Source organism: Sinomonas sp., from assembly GCF_051955515.1.
Lineage (GTDB): Bacteria > Actinomycetota > Actinomycetes > Actinomycetales > Micrococcaceae > Sinomonas.
This window is the reverse complement of record NZ_JBQCGQ010000038.1, coordinates 1-19600: the sequence shown is the minus strand read 5'-3', so window position 1 is coordinate 19600 and position 19600 is coordinate 1. Positions and strand designations below refer to the sequence as shown.

Below are 19600 nucleotides of genomic sequence, written 5' to 3'. Positions count from 1 at the left end.
CTACTCCTTGCTCTGGGCCCGCCCCTCGACGAGGTTCCGGACCGCCTCGACGAACGCCTCGCCACGCTGGGCGTAGGACGCGAATTGGTCCATCGAAGCCGCTGCCGGAGCCATGAGCACGGTATCCCCGGCTCCCGCGGCCTCCGCCGCGAGCTCGACGGCCCGAGCCATGATCAACGCGCCGTCAGGGCGGTCCTCTCCAGTCTGGCCCGCCTTGACGGGGATCACCGGCACATTCGCTGCGTGTCGCGCGAGCGCGGCCGCAAGCTCGCTGCTGTCCACCCCGATGAGCACCACGGCCTTGAGTCGCTTGGAGTTCCGGGCGACGAGCTCGTCGTAGGTGACGCCCTTGGAGAGGCCGCCCGCGATCCACACGACCGATTCGAACGCAGCGAGCGAGGCACTCGCAGCGTGCGGATTCGTCGCCTTGGAATCGTTGACCCACTCGACGCCATCGAGCGTGGCGACGGGCTGGATCCGGTGATCGCCGGGCAGATAGGCGCGCAGGCCCTCGCGGACCGCAAGAGGTTCGACGCCGTACGCCCTCACCAGCGCGGCCGCCGCGAGGGCGTTGGCCACCATGTGGCGAGGGGCCGTCCGGCCGAGATCCTTGATCGAGGCGAGCTCGGCGGCATGGTCCCGCCGCTCGGCGATGAAGGCTCGATCGACGAGCAGTCCTTCGACGACACCCAGCATGCTGATGGCGGGGGTCGTCGTGGTGAAGCCAATGGCGCGGCATCCCTCGATGACGTCCGCCTCCTCGACCATCCGCTCGGTCTCGATCTGCTCCGCGTTGTAGACGGCAGCCTTCTGCGTGTTGTGGTAGACCTTCGCCTTGTCCGCCAGATAGCTCCCGTACGAGCCGTGCCAGTCCACGTGGTCCTCGGCGACGTTGAGCACGACCGACGCGACCGGCGAGAGCGACTCGGCCCAATGCAGCTGGAAGCTCGAGAGCTCCACGACGAACGCGTCGTACTCCACCGGCTCGCGGATCGCATCCAGGATGGGCTTGCCCACGTTGCCGACCGCGACGGCCTTGAGGCCCGCGGCGCGGAGCATCGACTCGGCCATGCCGACCGTCGTCGTCTTCCCGTTCGTCCCGGTGACCGCGAGCCAGTCCGCCGCCTTCTTGCCGCGCCGAGTACGCACGCGCCACGCTAGCTCCACGTCGCCCCAGACGGGGATGTCCTTTCGCGCGGCGGCTGCCAGGACGGCCTGGTCGGGACGCCAGCCGGGCGAGGTGACCACAAGGTCGGGCAGCTCGCCGTCGATCAGCGGAAGCGACTGGACGGCTTCCGGGCCGAGCCGGACATCGAGCGCACCCACGATGCGCAACGTATCGGCCTGCGCCTGAGTACGCTCGGTGACAGAGCCATCGATGACGACGACGCACGCGCCCAGTTCGATCAGGGTGTCGGCGGCCGCAAAACCAGAGACACCGATCCCGGTCACGAGGACCCGGAGGCCGGCCCAGTCGGCATCCCACGATGTAAGGGAGGCGAGACGCTCCTGGAGCTCCGCCTTGTCCCTGCCTCTGTTCTCCGCGCGACTCATCACAGTCCAGCCACCCATTCCGCATAGAAGACCGCCAGGCCGACCGCGACGAAGAGCCCGGCAAGGATCCAGAATCTCACCACGACCGTGACTTCGGCCCAGCCCTTGAGCTCGAAATGATGTTGGAGCGGAGCCATCTTGAAGAGGCGTCTCCCCTTGGTGAGCTTGAAGAACCCGACCTGCAGGATCACCGACAGCGTGATGAGCACGAAGAGGCCGCCGAGGATGCCGAGGAGGAGTTCCGTCCGCGACAGGATCGCGAAGCCGGCGATCGCCGCGCCGATCGCGAGCGAGCCCGTGTCTCCCATGAAGATCTTGGCGGGCGAGGTGTTCCACCACAGGAAGCCGACAAGCGCGGCGCTCATGATAGCCGCGAGCAGGGCAAGATCGAGGGGGTCCCTCACCTCGTAGCAGACCGAGCCGGGGACCCGGGCGGATCCACACCGCTGATTGCTCTGCCAGATCCCGAGCAGCGTGTACGCCCCGAAGACCATGATCGAGGCGCCCGCGGCGAGGCCGTCGAGGCCATCCGTGAGATTGACGCCATTGCTCGCTGCGGTGACGAGGAAATTCGCCCAGATGACGAACAGGATCGCTCCCAGTACCGTGCCGCCGAAGGCAAGGTTCAGCCACGGGATATCGCGGAGGAACGAGACCATGGTGGACGCGGGGGTGCGCCCATGCGCGTCGGGGAACTGGAGGACCAGGAGCGCGAACGCGATCCCGATGGCCCCTTGGCCGATGAGCTTCGCCCTGGCGCTCAGGCCGAGGCTGCGCTGTTTGGAGATCTTGATGAAGTCGTCCAGGAAGCCCACCACACCCATCCCGACCATGAGGAAGAGCAGGAGGATTGCCGACATCGTGGGCCCTGTGCTCTCGGGGTTCATGATCCACGTGGCGAAGTGGGCCAGGAAATACGAGAGCACGGTGGCGAGGACGAAGACCGCCCCGCCCATGGTGGGGGTCCCGCGCTTGGTGTGGTGGCTCGTGGGACCGTCGTCCCGGATAAACTGCCCGTAGCCCTTGTGCACGAGCAGGCGGATGAAGAGGGGCGTCCCGACGAACGCGAGGACAAGGGCGAGCCCGGCGCCGATCAGCAGTGCGATCACATGAGCTCCGTTCCCGCGGCATCAGTCGGCTGCGCCGCCAATGCTAGCCGATCCCCGAGATGCCGCAGTCCCACCCCGTTCGAGGACTTCACCAGGACGATGTCGCCGGGCGCGAGCTCGGTGCTGAGCAGCTCGAACGCCGCGTCCACGTCCTCTACGAACGTGCACTCGTCCCCCCAGGAACCCTCGTTCACGGCGGAGACGTAGAGCGCGCGCGCCTCGCGGCCCACTACGACGAGACGGTCGATGTTCAGTCGCACCACCAGGGTCCCCACCGCCGTGTGCGCCCGGATGGACTCCTCGCCCAGCTCGAGCATCGCCCCGAGGACGGCCCACGTTCGGCGGCCGCGCCCGAGGCCGGCGAGGGTCTGCAGGGCGGCCCGCATCGATTCGGGATTGGCGTTGTAGGCATCGTTGATCACGGTCACGCCGTCCGGGCGGTCGGTGCGTTCCATGCGCCAGCGGCTGGCCGGCCCTTGGGCGCTCAGCGACGCGGCGATCGCCGCGGCCGGGACACCCGCGGCATGGGCGGCCGCCGCGGCGGCGAGCAGGTTCGAGATGTGGTGCGCCCCGATCAGGCGACTGTGGACGGGCAGGGGTTCACCGCCGTTGATCTGGAGATCGAAGACGGGTCGCCCCTCCTCGTCGGTGTGGACGTCCAACGCCACCACCGTGGTTCCGCGGCGGGCTGCCTCGCTGGCTGCACTGGGGTCTGCTGTGAAGAAGGCCTTGCGCGCGATCGTCCGCGCCTCCATGGCCCGCACCCGCAAGTCGTCGAGGTTGATGACGGCGGTCCCGCCGGCCTTCACCGCCTCGACGAGCTCCCCCTTCGCCTTCGCGATGTTCTCGACGCCCCCGAACTCCCCTGCATGGGCCGTCCCGACGACGAGCACCACCCCGATATCGGGGACGACCATGTCGGCCAGGTATTCGATGTGGCCGATCCCCGTCGCGCCCATCTCGATCACGAAGAAGCGTGTCGACTCGTCGGCTGCGAAGACCGTGAGCGGCACACCCACCTCGCCGTTGTACGAACCCTGCGGAGCGATGACGGCGGTCGGCGCCGCCGACCCCTCCTCAGTGGAGCGGAAGATGCCCGCGAGGAGGTCCTTCGTCGTGGTCTTGCCTGCCGAACCCGTGATCCCGACGACGGTCGTCGCTTCACCCCTCGATGCCCGGGCCGCTCGGATGCGGCTCACGGCCTCCTTCGCGAGCGCGCCCATGGCGAGCACCGCGTCGGGGACGATGACGGACGGAAAGGGGCGCCCGTCGTCGTCCGCCACCTCGCGCTCGCACAGCGCGAGGACGGCACCGGCCGCAAAGGCCGCGGCGATGAAGCTGTGGCCGTCCGCCCGCTCGCCGGGCTTGGCCACGTAGAGCGAGCCGCTGCGCGCCTCGCGTGAATCGGTGGTCACATGGGTGGGAACAGTCTGCGGATCGCCCACGAGGCGTCCGCCGGTAATGCGGGCGATCTCGGCCGCGCTGAACTCAATCATCGGTTGTGGACTCTATCTGCTCGGTCGCGGCGCTGAGGAATCCGCGGGCCGCGAGGGCTGCGCGCAGCTCTACACGGTCGTCGAGGGCGTGGTTGACGCCGTGGACCTCTTGGAAGACCTCGTGGCCCCGCCCTGCGACTAGGACCACGTCGTCCGGTCGGGCGAGTTCGACGGCGCGGCGGATCGCGGCCGCGCGGGGGGCGACCTCCTCGACGCGTCGCCCGAGCCTGCCGGATTCGTTCTCTGTGAGGGCGCCCGCCATCACCTCCGAGCGGATGGCGGCAGCATCCTCGTCGTGCGGATCGTCGTCCGTCACGATCACGACGTCGGCTCCGCGCACCCCGACCGCGCCCATGAGCGGGCGCTTGCCCTGGTCGCGCTGGCCGGTCGCACCGAATACGAGGATGACCCTGCCGCCCGGCGTGGCGGGCCGCACCGCGGCGAGGGCACGCTCGAGTGCGTCCGGATTGTGGGCGAAGTCGACGACGGCGGCGGGCCTTTCGCCGATCAGCTGCATCCTGCCCGGAACCTCGAAGCTGAAGGGGTCCGAGTCGGCCGCCGCCTCCTGGATGCGCGAGAGCGGCTCTCCTGAGGCGTGGACCAGAAGGGCGGCGAGGGCGGCGTTGGCCACGTTGAACGCCCCGGGAAGCCCCGTGCGGAGGCGGAGGACCGAACCTCCTGGGCCAGCAAGCTCGAACTCGGTGCCGAGACCGGATGGTGCACTGGCCGAGAGGCGCCAGTCGGCCTCTTGGCCGGTGAGTGACAGCGTCGCGACCGGGATGGGAGACTCCGCCGCCAGGCGGCGTCCCCATTCATCGTCGACCACGACCACTCCACGGGCCGCCCGCTCCGCTGAGAAGAGCTTCGCCTTCGCCGCGAAGTACTCCTCCATCGTCCCGTGCAGGTCCAGATGGTCCTGGGTCAGATTGGTGAACCCGACCGCGTCGTAGCGCACCGCGTCGATGCGGCGGTACTCGATGGCGTGCGACGAGACCTCCATCGATGCCGCCGTGACCCCGCGCTCCCTCATGAGCGCGAGGAGGGCGTGCACATCGGTGGACTCCGGGGTCGTGAGACGGCTTGGGATCGCCTCTCCCCCTGCGACGATCTCGATGGTGCCGATCAGCCCGGTGCGGTGGCCGAGCGCGGCCAGGAGCGCGTTGGCGAAGTAGGTGGTCGTGGTCTTGCCGTTGGTTCCCGTGACGCCGATGAGCACGAGCGGGGCTTCGTCCTGGGGCTGGCTGCGGAACACGAGCGCGGCGACCGGCCCGACGGCGGCGCGCGCGTTGTGCACCACGAGCACCGGAACTTCGGTGAGCGAGTCGTCGACGGCGATGAGGCGCGCCCCGGCTTCGTCCGTCAGGATCGCGGCAGCGCCGGCATCGACCGCCTGCACGGCGAACGACGCGCCGTGCCGCCCCGTGCCCGGGACGCCGACGTAGAGGTCGCCCGGCTGCACGCTCCGCGAATCGAGAGTCACGCCGGTCACCGAGACCTCATCGAGGCTTTCGTGAGGCAGACCGAGGAAATCTGCGATGGCGGCGAGAGAGACGGGGTCGGTGCGCTGTGGACGGAAGACGGACCCCGCCGACACCTGCGCGTCAGGCGCAGACGGCTGATCCGTGGGACTAGCGTGCTCGCTCACATTCACCTTCGTTGCTTGGACGGAGATACCAACTCTAGCGGCTGGGCACGCTCCGTCCCCGCGGTCAGAGCGCCTCACCGATGGCCGTTCAGTTGCCGGTTCCGCCCGTCTGGTCCGCGTACTGCGGGAACTGCGCCGGGGTGCCGCTCGAGGGCGGGACGTTGTACAGGCGAAGGGTCTGGGCCATCACGGAGTGGAACACGTCAGCGTTGCCGATGCCGAAGATGTCTCCCTTGGGACGCTGGATCACGACGGCCACGATGTACTTCGGATTCTCCATCGGCGCCATGCCGATGAGCGACGACGTCACGCCATCGAAACCCGGCACGCCGTCCTCGCGCGGAGCTTCCGAGGTGCCTGTCTTGGCACCGATGCGGTAGCCATCGATCGCCGCCGGCTTGACCTCGCCCTTGGTCACATCGCTCTCGAGCATGTCCTTGACCTGCTGGGCGGTCTCCTTGCTGATGATCTGGGACGTCGGCTGTGCGGGGCTCTGGTGTTCGACGCCATCCGCACCGACATAGCCATCGATGAGCCTTGGCTGGATCATCACGCCATTGTTCGCGACGGCCTGGTAGGCGCGAACAGTCTGGAGAGTCGACTGGGTGAGGCCCTGGCCGAAGAGCACAGTGTTCTTCTGCCGGTCATCCCACTTGTCGGGAGTGGCCAAGGTACCTGTGGCCTCGCCCGGGAGGCCGATGTCCGGAGCCTGCCCGATCCCGAATTTCGTCAGCCAGTCATAGCGGTCCTGCACGGACAGGGCCTGACCCGCCATGACGGTTCCGGTGTTCATCGAGTAGCCGAGAATGCCGGCAAGGGTCCGCTTCTCGGTGCCGTGCGTGAAGGCATCGGCAAACGTCTGACCGTCGATGGTCACGGTCGGCGGGATGGTGTACTCGCTCAGCGGGTTGGCTTTGCCCTCCTGGATGAGCGCAGACATGGTGAGCGTCTTCTCCACCGAGCCCGGTTCATAGGCGGCCGTCACGGAACGGACTCCGCGGTCCTTCGGCGCCGACTTCCCAGGATCATTGGGGTCCATCGCATTGGAATCCGCCATGGCGAGAATGTTGCCGTTGGAGGCATCCATGACAATGGCGATGCCCCACTCCGCGCTGTACTTGTCCGTCTGGGCCTGGACGGCCTGCTGCGTGAAGTACTGGAGGTCTGAGTTGATGGTCAGCTTGACCGTCTGTCCGTTCTGGGCCGGGGTGAGCTCATCCGTGGCGACGGGGATCCTCAGGCCGTCAGCACCGATCTCGTAGATCCGTTTGCCGTCCTTGCCCGAAAGCTGGCCGTTCTGCGTCTGCTCGATGCCCGCCAGACCGGTCCCGTCGCTGCCGACAAACCCCACCAGATTCCCCGCGACCGCCCCCTGCGGGTACACCCGCTGCGACGTGCCCTCTGAGTAGAGGCCTGGGAAGGCGAGGTCGGAGACGCGTGCCTCGACGTCGGGAGCGACGTTGCGCGCCACGTAGTTGAACGGCTTGTCCCCCGTCACCGCCGTGGTGACGGCATCCACCGACATGCCCAGTGCGGCCGCCAGCTCAGACAGCGCCTGGCTCCGAGTCACGGTCACGATGGTGGTCTCATCGCCGTCCTTCTGACGCCGCTGGTAGTCCTTGAAGCCCGTGGCCAGCCTCTGGTCCACCGTGATGTTGTAGCGGATAACGCTCTGCGCGAGGACCTTGCCGGAGGCGTCGACGATCTCCCCGCGCTCCGCTGGCAGCACGGTCGTCTGAAGGCGTTTGCTCAGCGCAGCCTGCGCGTAGCCGCCCACATCGAGACCCTGGACGAGGAACAGTCGTCCCCCGATGACCAGCAGGAGGACGAGCATGACGCCCACACCGAGGCGTAGGCGGGCAGTCGCCCGGCTGGACTCGATGCGCTTCGTTGGAGTGGCCACGCTGTGTTCCTCGCTCGCCCCGCGGCTGGTCCGCAGTGTTCGTCTGTCTCCTACTGGCCAGGCACCTTCTGCTTCGGCGCCGGCACCGAGCCGCCGTTCAGCTGAGCCGGTGGCGCTGGCTGTGCGGCTGCCGGCGCTGGCTGTGCGGCTGCCGGCGCTGGCTGTGCGGCTGCCGGCGCTGGCGAAGCGGGCTGTGCGTTGGCCGGCGAAGCCGCCGGAGCCTGGCTGGCCTTGGCGTCCGGTTTGATCGCGTCAGCGGGCGCCGCCGAAGCGGCAGGGTTGGCCGCCACCAGCCCCGGAACTTCAGGCGCGGGGATGACTGCTCCCTTGTCCGTGCTCTTCTGGGCCGGCTTCGGCTGTCCGGTGACCAGAAGCGTCTTCAGGTCGATCTGACCCTTCGACGTTGAGGTGACCATGCCCAATTGTGCCGCGCGGGCGGCGAGATTCTGCGGAGCCTCGTAGTTCTGGACACGAAGTTGGAGCTCCTGATTCTCCTTCTCGAGGCCAAGCTGTTCACTGCGCAGCTGCACGAGCTGGTACTGACCCGTGGAAACGGCGATGTTCAGAACCAAGACGGTGATGAGGGCCGTAGCGAGAACTCCCAGGCAGAAGATCGCGAACGGCGCGCGCCGGCGAACGGGGAGGGTGCGGACCAGCGAGAGAGGTGCACGCTCGCGCGGACTCGCTGGGGCCGGGCTACCGACGACGGCTGACGTGCCGAGGGTAATGTCCGTCCGCTGGGCGGCTGCGCTCATCGTGTGCTCCTGACCTTGATGCGTTCGGCGGCTCGCAGGCGGGCCGAGGCGGCCCTGGGGTTCTCTTCGATCTCTTCGGCCGTTGGGACTTCGGTGCCCCGCGTGACGATCTTGAGTTCCGGCTTGTGCTCTTCCAGCTCCACGGGGAATCCCGGAGGCGCCGACGAGCGGGCGCGTGACTGGAGGGCGGTCTTGACGATCCGGTCCTCCAGCGAGTGGTAGGACATGACGACGATCCGGCCGCCGAGTCGGAGCGTGCCGATCGCGGCGGGCACCGCGCGCTCGAGGACATCTAGCTCTTCGTTGACCTCGATGCGGAGCGCTTGGAACGTGCGCTTCGCCGGGTGCCCCCCCGTCTTGGCCGCGACGGCTGGAACTGCCGCACGGATCACGTCGACAAGCTGCCCCGTCGTCTCGAAGGGCTTCGAGGCCCGCGCATCGACGATGCGCCGGGCGATGCGGCCTGCAAACTTCTCCTCGCCCCACGCCCGGATGATCCTCGTGAGGTCCTCGACCGCGTAGGTGTTCACAACGTCTGCGGCGGTGTGGCCGCGGCTCGTATCCATGCGCATGTCGAGCGGCGCGTCATAGGAGTACGCGAAGCCGCGCTCCCGTTCGTCGAGCTGAAGGGACGACACGCCGAGGTCCATGAGGATCCCGTCTGCGCCCTCGAGGCCGAGTTCGGCCAGGACGGCGGCGATCTCGTCATAGACGGCATGCACGAGACGGGCACGTCCGCCGAAGGGTGCCAGCCTCTCCCCCGCGAGAGCGAGCGCCTGCTCGTCCCGGTCGATGCCCACAAGCGTCACGTCGGAGAAGCGCGCGAGGATGGCCTCGCTGTGGCCGCCCATCCCGAGCGTCGCGTCCACGACGACGGGCGCCCTCCCGGCCACGCGAGCGGCCTCGACGCCCGGGGCGAGCAGGGAGACGCAGCGGTCCTTGAGCACAGGGACGTGCCGCTCAGACGTCGGGCGTTCGTCGTCGTTCTGCGGCATATCCCCTCCTTCGCTGCCGTCGTCATCCTGCTGTGAAGCGCTTTTCGGTCCGGTGTGCCGGGATCCCCCTCCGCACCGTGGGTCCCAGCCTGGCTCCGGGGAAGGTGAGCCAGGACGGGGCCGCGGGCGGCTGGAGATCTCGGCCAGCCGGCCTTCCCGTCAGAAGAGGCCTGGCAAGGCCTCCTCGTCGGTGTCCGAGAAGGAGCCTTCCTTCTCGGTGAGGTAGTCCTCCCACGCCTGGGCGTCCCAGATCTCAGCCCGGGCTCCCACACCGATCACGGCGAGGTCCCGGTCCAGGCCTGCGTACTTCCGCAGGTTCTGGGGGATCGTGACGCGCCCCTGCTTGTCGGGCACCTCGTCAGAGGCTCCAGACAGGAAGACCCGGAGGTAGTCACGCGACTGACGCGAGGAGATAGGGGCTTCTCGCATCTGCTCGTGAATCCGCTCGAACTCTTTCTGGCTGAAGACGTAGAGGCAGCGTTCCTGGCCCCGTGTCAGAACCAGCCCGTCAGCCAGTTCGTCTCGGTACTTCGCCGGGAGGATGAGCCGACCCTTCTCGTCCAGACGTGGCGAATGCGTACCGAGCAACACCGGCACCACCACCCGTCTTGTCCGAGGGGCAGCACGTCCCTATCCGCCCACTTCCCTCTTACTGCCCCCACTTTACTCCACTCTTCCCCACCGTCAACGCGACACGGGGACTTTTTCTTCGTCCTTTACATGTAAAAACCCCGACATCTCGCGAGAGAACCGGGGTGGCGTGAAGTGGAGGGATCAGGAGGCCCGGGGAGAGGCACAGTCCGTGGTGGAGCCTTAAATGCCGTGAGACCCGCCGGCGGCGGGTCTCACGAAGGCTGTAGGGGAGGAAAGTGGGGCTAAGCGGCGGGCCCGCCCTGATCCCTGCGGCGCTCATCCCAGCGCGCCTCGAGGCGGGAGAGGAAACCGCTCTTCGCGCGTCCGCCCTTGGCCGCGCGCAGACGTCCCGATCCCCTGAGCGTTCCGTAGTAGACGCTCGCGCCCATAATGAGGAACCCCACGACGCCCACGAAGATGTTCGAGAACTGGACCCCGCCCAGGAGCAGAACCAGAAGCCCCACGATCACGCCGAGCACGCCCAGCACGATGTGGCGTGTGGAGAACCGGCGTAGGGCGTCGGCCCCCATAGAGTCCGCGAATTTCGGGTCTTCCTCGTGCAGTTGCTTCTCAAGCTGCTCGAGCATCTTCTGTTCGTGCTCGGAGAGAGGCATCGCGACTCCTTCATGCTTGCTGCGCCGGACACCGTCCGCCATCAGCACAACGCATCGGACCGACGTCCAGTTCCGCGAGCATCGGTCGGGGCTTCAACGAGCCGCCCCGCCCGTCCGGCACCACTCCCCCGGCTGCCCGCCGATTCGATGCTTCACCGATATTCAAGGTCTTTTAAGGATAGGCTCTCACCCCGTCAACCAAAAGGGGCCGACGATGCACCGGCGCCCCTCAGGGCGCCGGTGTTTCCGGCGGACGACGGCGGTCCTCGCCGTCGTCGAGCAGGCTCGCCGGGCGCAGTGAGGACCGCCCGAACCGTGCGGTCACCGCATCAAGAGCCTGCTCGGCTGTGCGCCAATTGTCGTCGCGCCGCTCAAGGCTCAGCTGGACACCGCCGCCGCCCCGGATGAGGCGTTCGCCTCGGAGCCCGACGAGGCGAACGCTCTGGGGCCGAGGTCCCAGAGCGGCGAGGAGCCGCGTCGCCTCCTCGAAGAGCACCTGGGCCGAGTCGGTCGGCACCGTGATGGAGCGCGATCTGGACAGGGTGGAGAAGTCTGCATACCTGAGCTTCAGGGCAACGGTGCCAGCCTCCATTCCCGCCGAGCGGAGGCGGGACGCGACCCGGTGGGCGAGGCGCAGCAACTCCCTCCGGAGCACGCCGTCGTCAACGACGTCCTTCGCGAAGGTCTCCTCCGCCCCGATGCTCTTCTCATCCCGGTGCGGCGTGACCCGGCGATCGTCGAGCCCCCAGCTGAGGGCCTTGGCGTGAAGACCCGACGAGCCCAGCGCCCGTTGGAGCGTCGAATCGGGGGTGTGCGCCAGATCCGACACGGTGTGGATCCCGAGACGCGCCAGCACTTCCGCCGTCTTGCCGCCAATTCCCCACAACGCGGTCACGGGAAGCGAATGGAGGTACGGGACAGTCTCCTCGGGCCTGATGACCAGGAGCCCGTCCGGTTTGCTGCGCGCGGATGCGATCTTCGCCACGAACTTCGTAGCCGCGACACCGACGGACGCCGTGAGGCCGAGCCGCGACCGGACCTCGGACTTGATCGACCAGGCGATCCGCTCCGGGGCCCCGAGCCGACGGACCGCACCTGAGACGTCGAGAAAGGCCTCGTCGACGCTGAGAGGCTCGACGAGGTCGGTGTACTCGCCGAACAGGGCCATGAGCTCGCGCGAGACCTCGTAATAGAGCTGATGGCGGGGCTCCACGATGATGGCCCCTGGACACAGCCGTTGAGCCGCCGACATCGGCATGGCGCTTCGCACGCCGTATGCCCTCGCCTCGTAGCTTGCGGAGAGCACCACTGAGCGCTCCGAGGGAAACCCGACGATGACCAGGCGCCCCCGCAGTTCGGGCCGCTCCCGCTGCTCGACTCCGACGAAGAAGGCGTCCATGTCCACGTGGAGGATCCCGCGGAGCCGCTGCTCGTTCAGCGGCTCAGGCGCCTCGCGCCCTTCTCGGCTCTCCACCCATTCATCGTAGGCAGGCGGACCACGTTGCGGATCCATCGCGGGCTAGAGCCCGGCACCGGGCCTCAGCCTTGCGCCAATTACACTTGACCGGGGGCTCGGCCCGGATCAGGGCGCGAGAAGGGAACGACAGACAGAGCGAGACGTTGCGGAGGATGCGAGTGGCAGTGAAGAAGTGGAACCGTCGAGGAAACCTGATCTCTGTGGCCGCCGCCGCCGCTCTTCTCCTTTCCGCCTGCTCCGGTTCCGGCTCTTCCGCCACCTCGAGCCCGGCGGCTGCCGCCTCCAGCAGCCCCAGCGCCACCGGCACGGCCTCGTCCTCGGCCAGCGCCTCGGCGTCGGCTTCGGCCTCCGCTTCGGCCACCGTCAACGCCATGGTGGCGGGCTTCCCAACGAAGCTGATCCCCGTCATGCCAGGCTCGACTCCCCTCTCCACGAGCTATGACGCGACGGCCAACCCGTCAACGGCGTCGCTCGTCGCCTCGACGAACGCTGCGGCCGGGGACATCCTCGCCTTCTATGCCGGGCAATTCTCGGCGCAGGGCTTCACCTCGGTGCCCGCAACCAAGGTCGGTTCAACGGACAGCCAGGACTTCGTACGCTCCGGGGGCAAGGAGACGGTCAACGTTGCCGTCGTCGAGGTCAACGGCCGCACAACCTACACCGTGGGAGCATCTGTGGCCCCTGGGACCATTAAGTAGCCATGCCCGCCGACCCCGCTGGGACCCAGCTCGACGAACAGGACGCCTACCGGAGCGCGCTCGCCGGGGCGCTCGACCGCTTCCTGACGAGCCACGGCGCCGTGATGTCCCGCGTGTCACCCGACGTGGCCCCCCTGATGGAGGCCATCTCGGGCCTCGTCACCGGCGGCAAGCGGCTCCGGGCCCTGCTGTGCTACTGGGGCTGGCGGGGCGCGGGCGGGGAGCCGAAGGGAGCAGCCGTTGTCCAGGCGGGCGTGGCGCTCGAGCTCTTCCAGGCCGCAGCTCTGATCCACGACGACATCATCGACCGCTCGGACATCCGCCGAGGCGGTCCGAGCGTGCACCGGCGCTTCGGCCAGCTCCACCGCGATCAGGAATGGGCGCTCGACGAGGAGCGCTTCGGACAGGCCGCTGCCATCCTCACAGGCGACCTCTGCCTCTCCTTCAGCGAAGAGGCGTTTACCGGCATCGGATCGAGGGCCGCCTTCGGCACCGCGGCCCGGCGCATCTTCAATACGATGCGCGCAGAAGTGATGGCCGGACAGTATCTGGACATCCTCGAAGAGGTTGCCGGGCCGGGGCGGCCCCGGACGGAGGCCGTGCGCGCTGCCGCCAACGTGATCCGCTTCAAGTCCGCCAAGTATTCAACAGAGCACCCACTCGCCATCGGCGGAGCGCTCGCCGGCGCGGACGAGGGGCTGCTCAGGGCGTACTCCGCCTTTTCCCTGCCCCTCGGCGAGGCCTTCCAGTTGCGGGACGACGTCCTCGGCGTCTTCGGCGATCCGCAGACGACGGGCAAGCCCGCGGGAGACGATCTGCGGGAAGGCAAGCGGACGGTGCTGGTCGCGTACGCATTCGAGCGCGCGACGGCGGAGGGCGCCTCGCTGCTCGAAAGGAGCCTTGGGCGTCAGGATCTCGAGGACGACGACGTCGAGCGGCTGCGCGATGTGATCAGCACCAGCGGTGCTCTTGAGGCGACAGAACAGCTCATCGATCGGCTTTCCACGCAGTCGTTCGAGGCCCTCGGGGACCTGAAGGTCCCCGAGGACGTCAAGGCTGCGCTGCGGACGCTCGGCCTAGCCGCCGTGCAGCGGGCCGCCTGACTTTCCGACTACCAGGCCAGGATCTGCGCACGGCGGCGGATCTCCGTCTTTCGGCCTTCACGCAGGGCATCAATGGGGCGGCCGCGAAGAGACTCATCGGGCGTGAACAGCCAGGCAATCAGTTCTTCGTCGGAGAAACCGGCATCGGCCAGCACGGCGATGGTGCCCTTCAGGCTGTCCACGACGTGGTCGCCGTCGATGAAGAGGGCAGGCACCGAGCGAATGCTCCGCTCCCCCACCCTCAGTGCCACCAAGGCTCGCTCATCCAGAAGGCCGTGCACCTTCGTCACTTTGCAGCCCAATCGCTCCGCGACTTCTGGCAGGGGCAGCCAATCCGACACCAGATCTTCAATCTCACTCACGCGTCAAGCGTGCCACGGACGGGCCGATCGCTCCTAGTCCGGCGGCCCTCCCGCCTTGTGCTGGTGGGTGATCCATGAGAGATTCACTTTTGTCACAGAAGTATCTTTGGCTGTCAATTTCATCACCAGTAACATCAGGAACCCTTGTCACAGGGAGGACATTCCAATGTCGGCCACCCGTCAGGCTGTGCCCGGGACCAAGTCGAAGCTCCCCGCCGTTGCCGTCACGACCGCGGCGCTCCCAGCAGTGGTCCTTTCCTCACTCGCCCTCGCCGAACCGGTCTCTGCGGCGATGACTCCCGCCCAGCTGCACCCCTCTGAGGCAGTGGAGGCTTCGGTCCGCAGCGCCGCCGTCCACGCATCGGCCACCCGAGCGGAAGTGGTCCCGGCCTCCTCGATTGCCGCCCTCGTACCAAGTCGCCTCGCTCCCACCGCGACCTCCGCGCCGAACGTCTACACCGTGGCCCTCGGCGACACGGTGATCGGGATCGCCTCCCAGTTCGGGCTCGACTGGCGGCACATCCTCGAGCTCAACGGACTCCAGGCCACCTCCGTCATTCATCCGGGCCAGAAGCTCCGGCTCGTCGGAGATCCGTCCCCGTCCACGCCTGCCGCGGCCCCGGCAACCCCTTCGGCCGGGAGCTACCGGATCAAGCCAGGGGACACGCTGTACGGGATCTCGGCCAAGCTCGGGGTCCCGCTCGGCGACCTCCTGTCAGCCAACGGCCTGAGCCTCACATCCGTGATCTACTCCGGCCGAAGCCTCATGCTTCCCGGCGGCAACGCCGCCCCGGCCGTGGCCCCGGCATCGGCAGCCAAGCCCCAGGCTCTCGTCGATGACAGCTTCCTCGGCTTCACGTATCCCGATGCCGTGGTCGCCTCCGCGAACGAGAACAAGCGCATCCTGAACTCGGCGCCGGTCCCGACTCGGGACCAGATGAAGCAGATCGTGGCGGACACGGCCAAGCGGATGGGCGTTGATCCCGTGCTCGCCCTCTCGCTGGCGTATCAGGAGTCCGGCTTCAGCCAGCGGGCCGTGTCCCCCGCAAACGCCATCGGAGTCATGCAGCTCGTGCCCTCCTCGGCGCAGTGGGCGTCTGATCTCGTGGGGAGGAAGCTCAACCCCCTCGATCCCCGCGACAACGTCACCGCGGGCATCGCCATCCTGCGCGCCCTCCTCGACGCCGGGCCAGACCAGGACGCGGCGATCGCCGGCTACTACCAGGGCCAGACCTCGGTGGCGCAGCGGGGGATGTTCGACGATACGAAGGCTTATGTGAAGGCGGTCACGGCGAATCAGGATCTCTTTCGCTAGCCGGATCTTTTCCGTTAGCCAAACCCCTACACGCTGAGCGCCTGCCCTTCTGATGAGGGGTGGGCGTTCGGCATAGGATCGTAGAGTGAACGGACAGCACACGGACGGCCTTGTCGGCGCCCTGATCGGAGGGCGCTACGAGGTCCAGTCGCTGCTCGGGGCCGGGGGGATGGCCACGGTCTATCTGGCGATGGATACCATCCTCCGGCGCCGCGTGGCGCTCAAGGTGCTGCACCCTCACCTTGGCCGCGACCGCAGCTTTGCCGAGCGCTTCGAACGGGAGGCGATTGCTGCCGCCCAGCTCTCCCACCCCCATGTTGTATCGATGCTGGACCGCGGCGAGGACGAGGGCGTCCTCTACCTGGTGATGGAGTACGTCCCGGGTCGGACGCTTCGGGAGCTCCTCGACGAGACCGGGCCCCTCGCGCCGAAGCAGGCCCTCGCCCTCATCGACGCCGTGGTGGACGGCCTTGCCGCAGCCCACGCGTCGGGGATCATCCACCGTGACGTCAAGCCGGCCAACGTCCTCCTCGCCGACGATGGGCGCGTCAAGGTGGGGGACTTCGGCCTCGCACGCAGCTTGGCCTCAGCGAACGTCACCGACACTCTGTTCGGCACAGCCGAGTACATCTCCCCCGAAATGCTCACGGGGACGGTCGTGGACTCCCGCACGGATCTCTATTCGGCAGGGATCATGCTGTTCGAAATGCTGACCGGGCGGCCCCCGTTCACCGGCGATGATCGCGGCCAGATCGCGTATCGGCGAGTGAGCGAAGACGTGCCTCCACCGTCGGCGCTAGCGCCAGGGCTCGCCCCCGAGCTGGACGAGCTGGTCGGCTGGATGACCCGACGGGACCCCGACGGGCGGCCGCCCAGCGCGCTCGCGCTGCTCAGCGAAATCCGTGACATCCGCCGCTCCCTCAGCGACGCTCAGCTGGACTATCTCCCGCCGGCCGCGCGCGGCCATGAAGCCCCGACGGAACATATCGCGCCCCTGAGCCGTCCAGTCCAAAGCCATCCAGCGACGGGCCATCCAGCGCCGGGCGGAACGGAGATCCTCGCCGCTGGCGGACCAGGGCACACAAGCGTCATGCCGCGCCCCCCTGCCCCGGCTCCGCTCACGCCTCGGGAGCAGCGTCGTCACGACAAGGAGGCCGGTCGCGCGGCGCGCATCGCCGCAGCGCGCCCAACGCATCAGCTGGGGCGAGGCAATCCCCGGCGACGTGGCGTCGTCTGGCTGGTGATCGTCGTCGTGCTCGCCGTGCTGGCCGCCGCCGTCGGCTGGTTCTTCGGCTTCGGGCCCGGCGCTCTCGCAACCGTGCCTCCGGTGAAGAACCTCACGGTCGCTCAGGCTCAGGCGCTCTTCCAGCAGGCAGGCCTCGGCTTCACGACGCATGACGTCTTCGACGACTCAATTTCGTCGGGACTCGTGGTCAGCAGCGTGCCTGATGCGGGCAGTCAGGTGCGCAAATTCGAAGGCGTCCAAGTCATGGTATCGAAGGGCCCCGAGCTCTTCCCGCTCGCCGACCTCACCTCCAAGAGCCTCCAGGACGCGAGGACCGCGCTCAGCGACGCGAAGATGGTCCTCGGCCCGGTCACGGAGGCCTTCAGCGACACGGCAGCCGCAGGAGTCGTGGTCGCCCAGATCCCAGCCGCCGGCACTCCGCTCAAGCACGGCAGCACCGTGAGTCTCACGGTGTCGAAGGGCCCGCAGCCAATCCCCGTCCCCAAGGTCGTGGGACTCAAGCAGGCGGATGCGGTTGCGGCACTCCAGGCCGCCGGATTCCGCCCGTCCATCGACGACGCCACCGTGTTCGACCGGAACGTCCCCGCTGGCTCGGTGTCGGTGCAGTCGCCAGCTGCCGGACAGAGCGCCACGAAGGGTTCCACGATCACGCTGACCCTCTCCAAGGGACCGCGCATGGTCCACGTGCCAAACTTCGTGGGCCAGCAGGCCAGCATAGCCCAGGACGCCCTCCAGAAGCTCGGGTTCACCGTCAAAGTGGAGAACATCCTGGGCGGGTTCTTCGGCACGGTCCGCGCCCAAGATCCCGTGGACCGCGACGTTCCGGAGGGCTCGACCATCACCCTCACGGTGGTCTGACCGGGCGGAGTCGGAGGTCAGCGACGCGTGAGCGCCTCCGAGACGAGGAACGCCATCTCGAGCGACTGCAGGTGGTTGAGGTGCGGATCGCAGACGGACTCGTAGCGGTCCTCGAACGCCGCCTCGTCGATGGGGTCTGAGCCGCCGAGGCACTCGGCAACGTCGTCGCCGGTCATCTCCATGTGCAGCCCGCCGGGAACGGTCCCGAGGGCATGGTGCACCTCGAAGAACCCGCGCACCTCGTCCACGACGTCGTCGAACCGGCGCGTCTTGTAGCCGTTGCGGGAGGTCACGGTGTTGCCGTGCATCGGGTCCGTGACCCACAGGACCTGGGCGCCAGAAGCAGTGACCTTCTCGACCACTGCCGGAAGCTTCTCGCGGATGTTCTTCGCTCCCATGCGGGTGATGAACGTCAGGCGGCCCGGCTCGCGTTCCGGGTCGAGCCGGTCGATGAGCCGCAGCGCGTCATCGCCCGTGACGCTCGGGCCGAGCTTCACACCGATCGGATTGCGGACCCGGGAGAGGAAGTCGACGTGCGCGTGGTCGAGCTCGCGCGTGCGCTCCCCGATCCAGAGGAAGTGCGCCGAGGTGTCGTACGGAAGGCCGGTGCGCGAGTCGATGCGGGTGAGGGCCCGCTCGTAGTCGAGCAGGAGCGCCTCGTGGCTCGCGAAGAACTCGACGCGCTTGAGCGCCTCGAAATCGGCCCCGCACGAATCCATGAACTTCACGGCTCGGTCGATCTCGCGCGCGAGCGACTCGTAGCGCGCGTGCGCAGGGTTCTTGGTGAAGCCCTGATTCCACGCATGGACGAGGCGGAGGTCCGCGAAGCCGCCCTGCGTGAACGCACGGATGAGGTTCAGCGTGGCGGCCGAGGTGTGATACGCCTGCAGCATCCTGCGAGGGTCGTGGGCCCGAGACTCGGGGGTGAACTCATAGCCGTTGACGATGTCGCCCCGGTAGGCTGGCAGGGGCACGCCCTCGCGCGTCTCCGAGTCGGACGAACGCGGCTTGGCGAACTGGCCGGCCATCCGCCCCATCTTGATCACGGGCATCGCCGCACCATAGGTCAGGACGACGGCCATCTGAAGAATGGTCTTGACCCGCGCGCTGATCCGATCCGCGGTCGCGGCCTCGAACGTCTCGGCGCAGTCACCCCCCTGGAGGAGGAAGGCCCTTCCCTGGGCGGCATCCGCGAGGCGATGGCGGAGGAGGTCGACCTCGCCGGCGAAGACGAGCGGCGGCAGGATCGAGAGTTCCGCGACGGACCGCGCGAACACCTCCGTGTCCGCCCACGAGGGCTGCTGGGACGCGGGAAGGGACCGCCAGTCGTCGAGCCCCGGGTAGTCCGCGGCACCGCTCTGGGACGTGCTTGTGAAGGGGGCCGGCGGAGGGGTGGAGAGTTGAGTCACGAGACAAGGCTAGCTCAGGGGCGTGGGGCGCAGCGGCGAGCTGACGACGGCGTTACGCGGCCGGCGTCGTCCCCTCGCCGGAGGCCGGCCTCAGCGCCTGCTGCCCCTCGCGCTCCGCAGCCAGCTGGGCCTTCACCGCGGCGGCGTAGACGTCCGCGTACTCCTGCCCGGAGAGTCGCTGAAGCTCCTGCATGATCCGGTCGGTGACGAGCCGTTTGACCGCCCGATCGTCCGCGCGGTCGTAATACTCGGAGAAGTCGAGGGGGCGGCCGAAGATGATGCCGACGCGGCGGATCGAGGGGAATCGCTGCCCGATGGGCTGCACCTTCTCCGTGCCGATCATGGCCACGGGCACCACTGGGACTCTGGTCTCGAGGGCGAGCCGGGCCACGCCGACCTTCCCCCGGTAGAGCCGCCCGTCGGGAGAA

Annotated in this window: 17 protein-coding genes; 4 read left to right on the top strand and 13 right to left on the bottom strand. The window is 68.1% G+C overall.

All coding sequences use genetic code 11. The features are described from left to right. The 10 genes from murD to dinB all read right to left on the bottom strand — a co-directional run bounded on the left by murD (nucleotide 1) and on the right by dinB (nucleotide 12178). Complete coding sequence (gene murD / locus ACTHL9_RS02030; protein ID WP_440516990.1) at nucleotides 1-1554, bottom strand: UDP-N-acetylmuramoyl-L-alanine--D-glutamate ligase; 1554 nt, start codon at nucleotides 1552-1554, stop codon at nucleotides 1-3. Beyond that, nucleotides 1554-2663 carry a phospho-N-acetylmuramoyl-pentapeptide-transferase gene (gene mraY / locus ACTHL9_RS02025; RefSeq protein WP_440516989.1) on the bottom strand — a complete coding sequence of 370 codons (1110 nt, stop codon included), beginning with the start codon at nucleotides 2661-2663 and terminating at the stop codon, nucleotides 1554-1556. Before mraY ends, murD begins: the two co-directional genes overlap by 1 nt. Further along, on the bottom strand, nucleotides 2660-4159 hold the full coding sequence (locus ACTHL9_RS02020) for a UDP-N-acetylmuramoyl-tripeptide--D-alanyl-D-alanine ligase (RefSeq protein ID WP_440516988.1): 1500 nt from the start codon (nucleotides 4157-4159) through the stop codon (nucleotides 2660-2662). Before ACTHL9_RS02020 ends, mraY begins: the two co-directional genes overlap by 4 nt. Beyond that, entirely contained in the window at nucleotides 4152-5804 is a 1653-nt protein-coding gene (locus ACTHL9_RS02015; RefSeq protein WP_440516986.1) for a UDP-N-acetylmuramoyl-L-alanyl-D-glutamate--2,6-diaminopimelate ligase, read from the bottom strand. Before ACTHL9_RS02015 ends, ACTHL9_RS02020 begins: the two co-directional genes overlap by 8 nt. 88 nt (nucleotides 5805-5892) lie before the next feature. Then, nucleotides 5893-7707: a peptidoglycan D,D-transpeptidase FtsI family protein gene (locus tag ACTHL9_RS02010; protein WP_440516985.1), complete on the bottom strand. Its 1815-nt coding sequence runs from the start codon at nucleotides 7705-7707 to the stop codon at nucleotides 5893-5895. 50 nt (nucleotides 7708-7757) lie between these two features. Then, on the bottom strand, nucleotides 7758-8462 hold the full coding sequence (locus ACTHL9_RS02005) for a hypothetical protein (RefSeq protein WP_440516984.1): 705 nt from the start codon (nucleotides 8460-8462) through the stop codon (nucleotides 7758-7760). After that, entirely contained in the window at nucleotides 8459-9457 is a 999-nt protein-coding gene (gene rsmH, locus ACTHL9_RS02000; RefSeq protein ID WP_440516982.1) for a 16S rRNA (cytosine(1402)-N(4))-methyltransferase RsmH, read from the bottom strand. Before rsmH ends, ACTHL9_RS02005 begins: the two co-directional genes overlap by 4 nt. Before the next feature lie 159 nt (nucleotides 9458-9616). Beyond that, nucleotides 9617-10048 (bottom strand): division/cell wall cluster transcriptional repressor MraZ, encoded by a 432-nt coding sequence (gene mraZ, locus ACTHL9_RS01995; RefSeq protein ID WP_440517003.1) that lies wholly within the window; start codon nucleotides 10046-10048, stop codon nucleotides 9617-9619. 284 nt (nucleotides 10049-10332) lie between these two features. After that, nucleotides 10333-10704 (bottom strand): DUF3040 domain-containing protein, encoded by a 372-nt coding sequence (locus ACTHL9_RS01990; protein WP_440516981.1) that lies wholly within the window; start codon nucleotides 10702-10704, stop codon nucleotides 10333-10335. A 229-nt stretch (nucleotides 10705-10933) separates the two neighbouring features. Further along, on the bottom strand, nucleotides 10934-12178 hold the full coding sequence (gene dinB / locus ACTHL9_RS01985; protein ID WP_440516980.1) for a DNA polymerase IV: 1245 nt from the start codon (nucleotides 12176-12178) through the stop codon (nucleotides 10934-10936). Nucleotides 12179-12345: 167 nt separating this feature from the next. Here dinB and ACTHL9_RS01980 point away from each other — a divergent pair, with 167 nt between their 5' ends. Both ACTHL9_RS01980 and ACTHL9_RS01975 read left to right on the top strand, forming a co-directional pair. Then, entirely contained in the window at nucleotides 12346-12879 is a 534-nt protein-coding gene (locus ACTHL9_RS01980; protein WP_440516979.1) for a hypothetical protein, read from the top strand. 2 nt (nucleotides 12880-12881) lie between these two features. Continuing rightward, nucleotides 12882-13982 (top strand): polyprenyl synthetase family protein, encoded by a 1101-nt coding sequence (locus ACTHL9_RS01975; protein ID WP_440516978.1) that lies wholly within the window; start codon nucleotides 12882-12884, stop codon nucleotides 13980-13982. 8 nt (nucleotides 13983-13990) lie between these two features. Here the strand turns inward: ACTHL9_RS01975 and ACTHL9_RS01970 are convergent, their stop codons facing one another. Further along, a complete protein-coding gene (locus ACTHL9_RS01970) occupies nucleotides 13991-14344 on the bottom strand; it encodes an Rv2175c family DNA-binding protein (protein ID WP_440516977.1) in 354 nt (117 codons plus the stop codon). Nucleotides 14345-14510: 166 nt separating this feature from the next. Here ACTHL9_RS01970 and ACTHL9_RS01965 point away from each other — a divergent pair, with 166 nt between their 5' ends. Then, complete coding sequence (locus ACTHL9_RS01965; protein WP_440516975.1) at nucleotides 14511-15659, top strand: LysM peptidoglycan-binding domain-containing protein; 1149 nt, start codon at nucleotides 14511-14513, stop codon at nucleotides 15657-15659. An 85-nt stretch (nucleotides 15660-15744) separates the two neighbouring features. Further along, nucleotides 15745-17763 carry a Stk1 family PASTA domain-containing Ser/Thr kinase gene (pknB, locus tag ACTHL9_RS01960; protein WP_440516974.1) on the top strand — a complete coding sequence of 673 codons (2019 nt, stop codon included), beginning with the start codon at nucleotides 15745-15747 and terminating at the stop codon, nucleotides 17761-17763. A 17-nt stretch (nucleotides 17764-17780) separates the two neighbouring features. Here the strand turns inward: pknB and ACTHL9_RS01955 are convergent, their stop codons facing one another. Beyond that, nucleotides 17781-19172 (bottom strand): class II 3-deoxy-7-phosphoheptulonate synthase, encoded by a 1392-nt coding sequence (locus ACTHL9_RS01955; RefSeq protein WP_440516973.1) that lies wholly within the window; start codon nucleotides 19170-19172, stop codon nucleotides 17781-17783. Between the two features lie 52 nt (nucleotides 19173-19224). Beyond that, the coding region (locus tag ACTHL9_RS01950; RefSeq protein WP_440516972.1) for a lysophospholipid acyltransferase family protein at nucleotides 19225-19600 on the bottom strand (376 nt) is incomplete at its 5' end.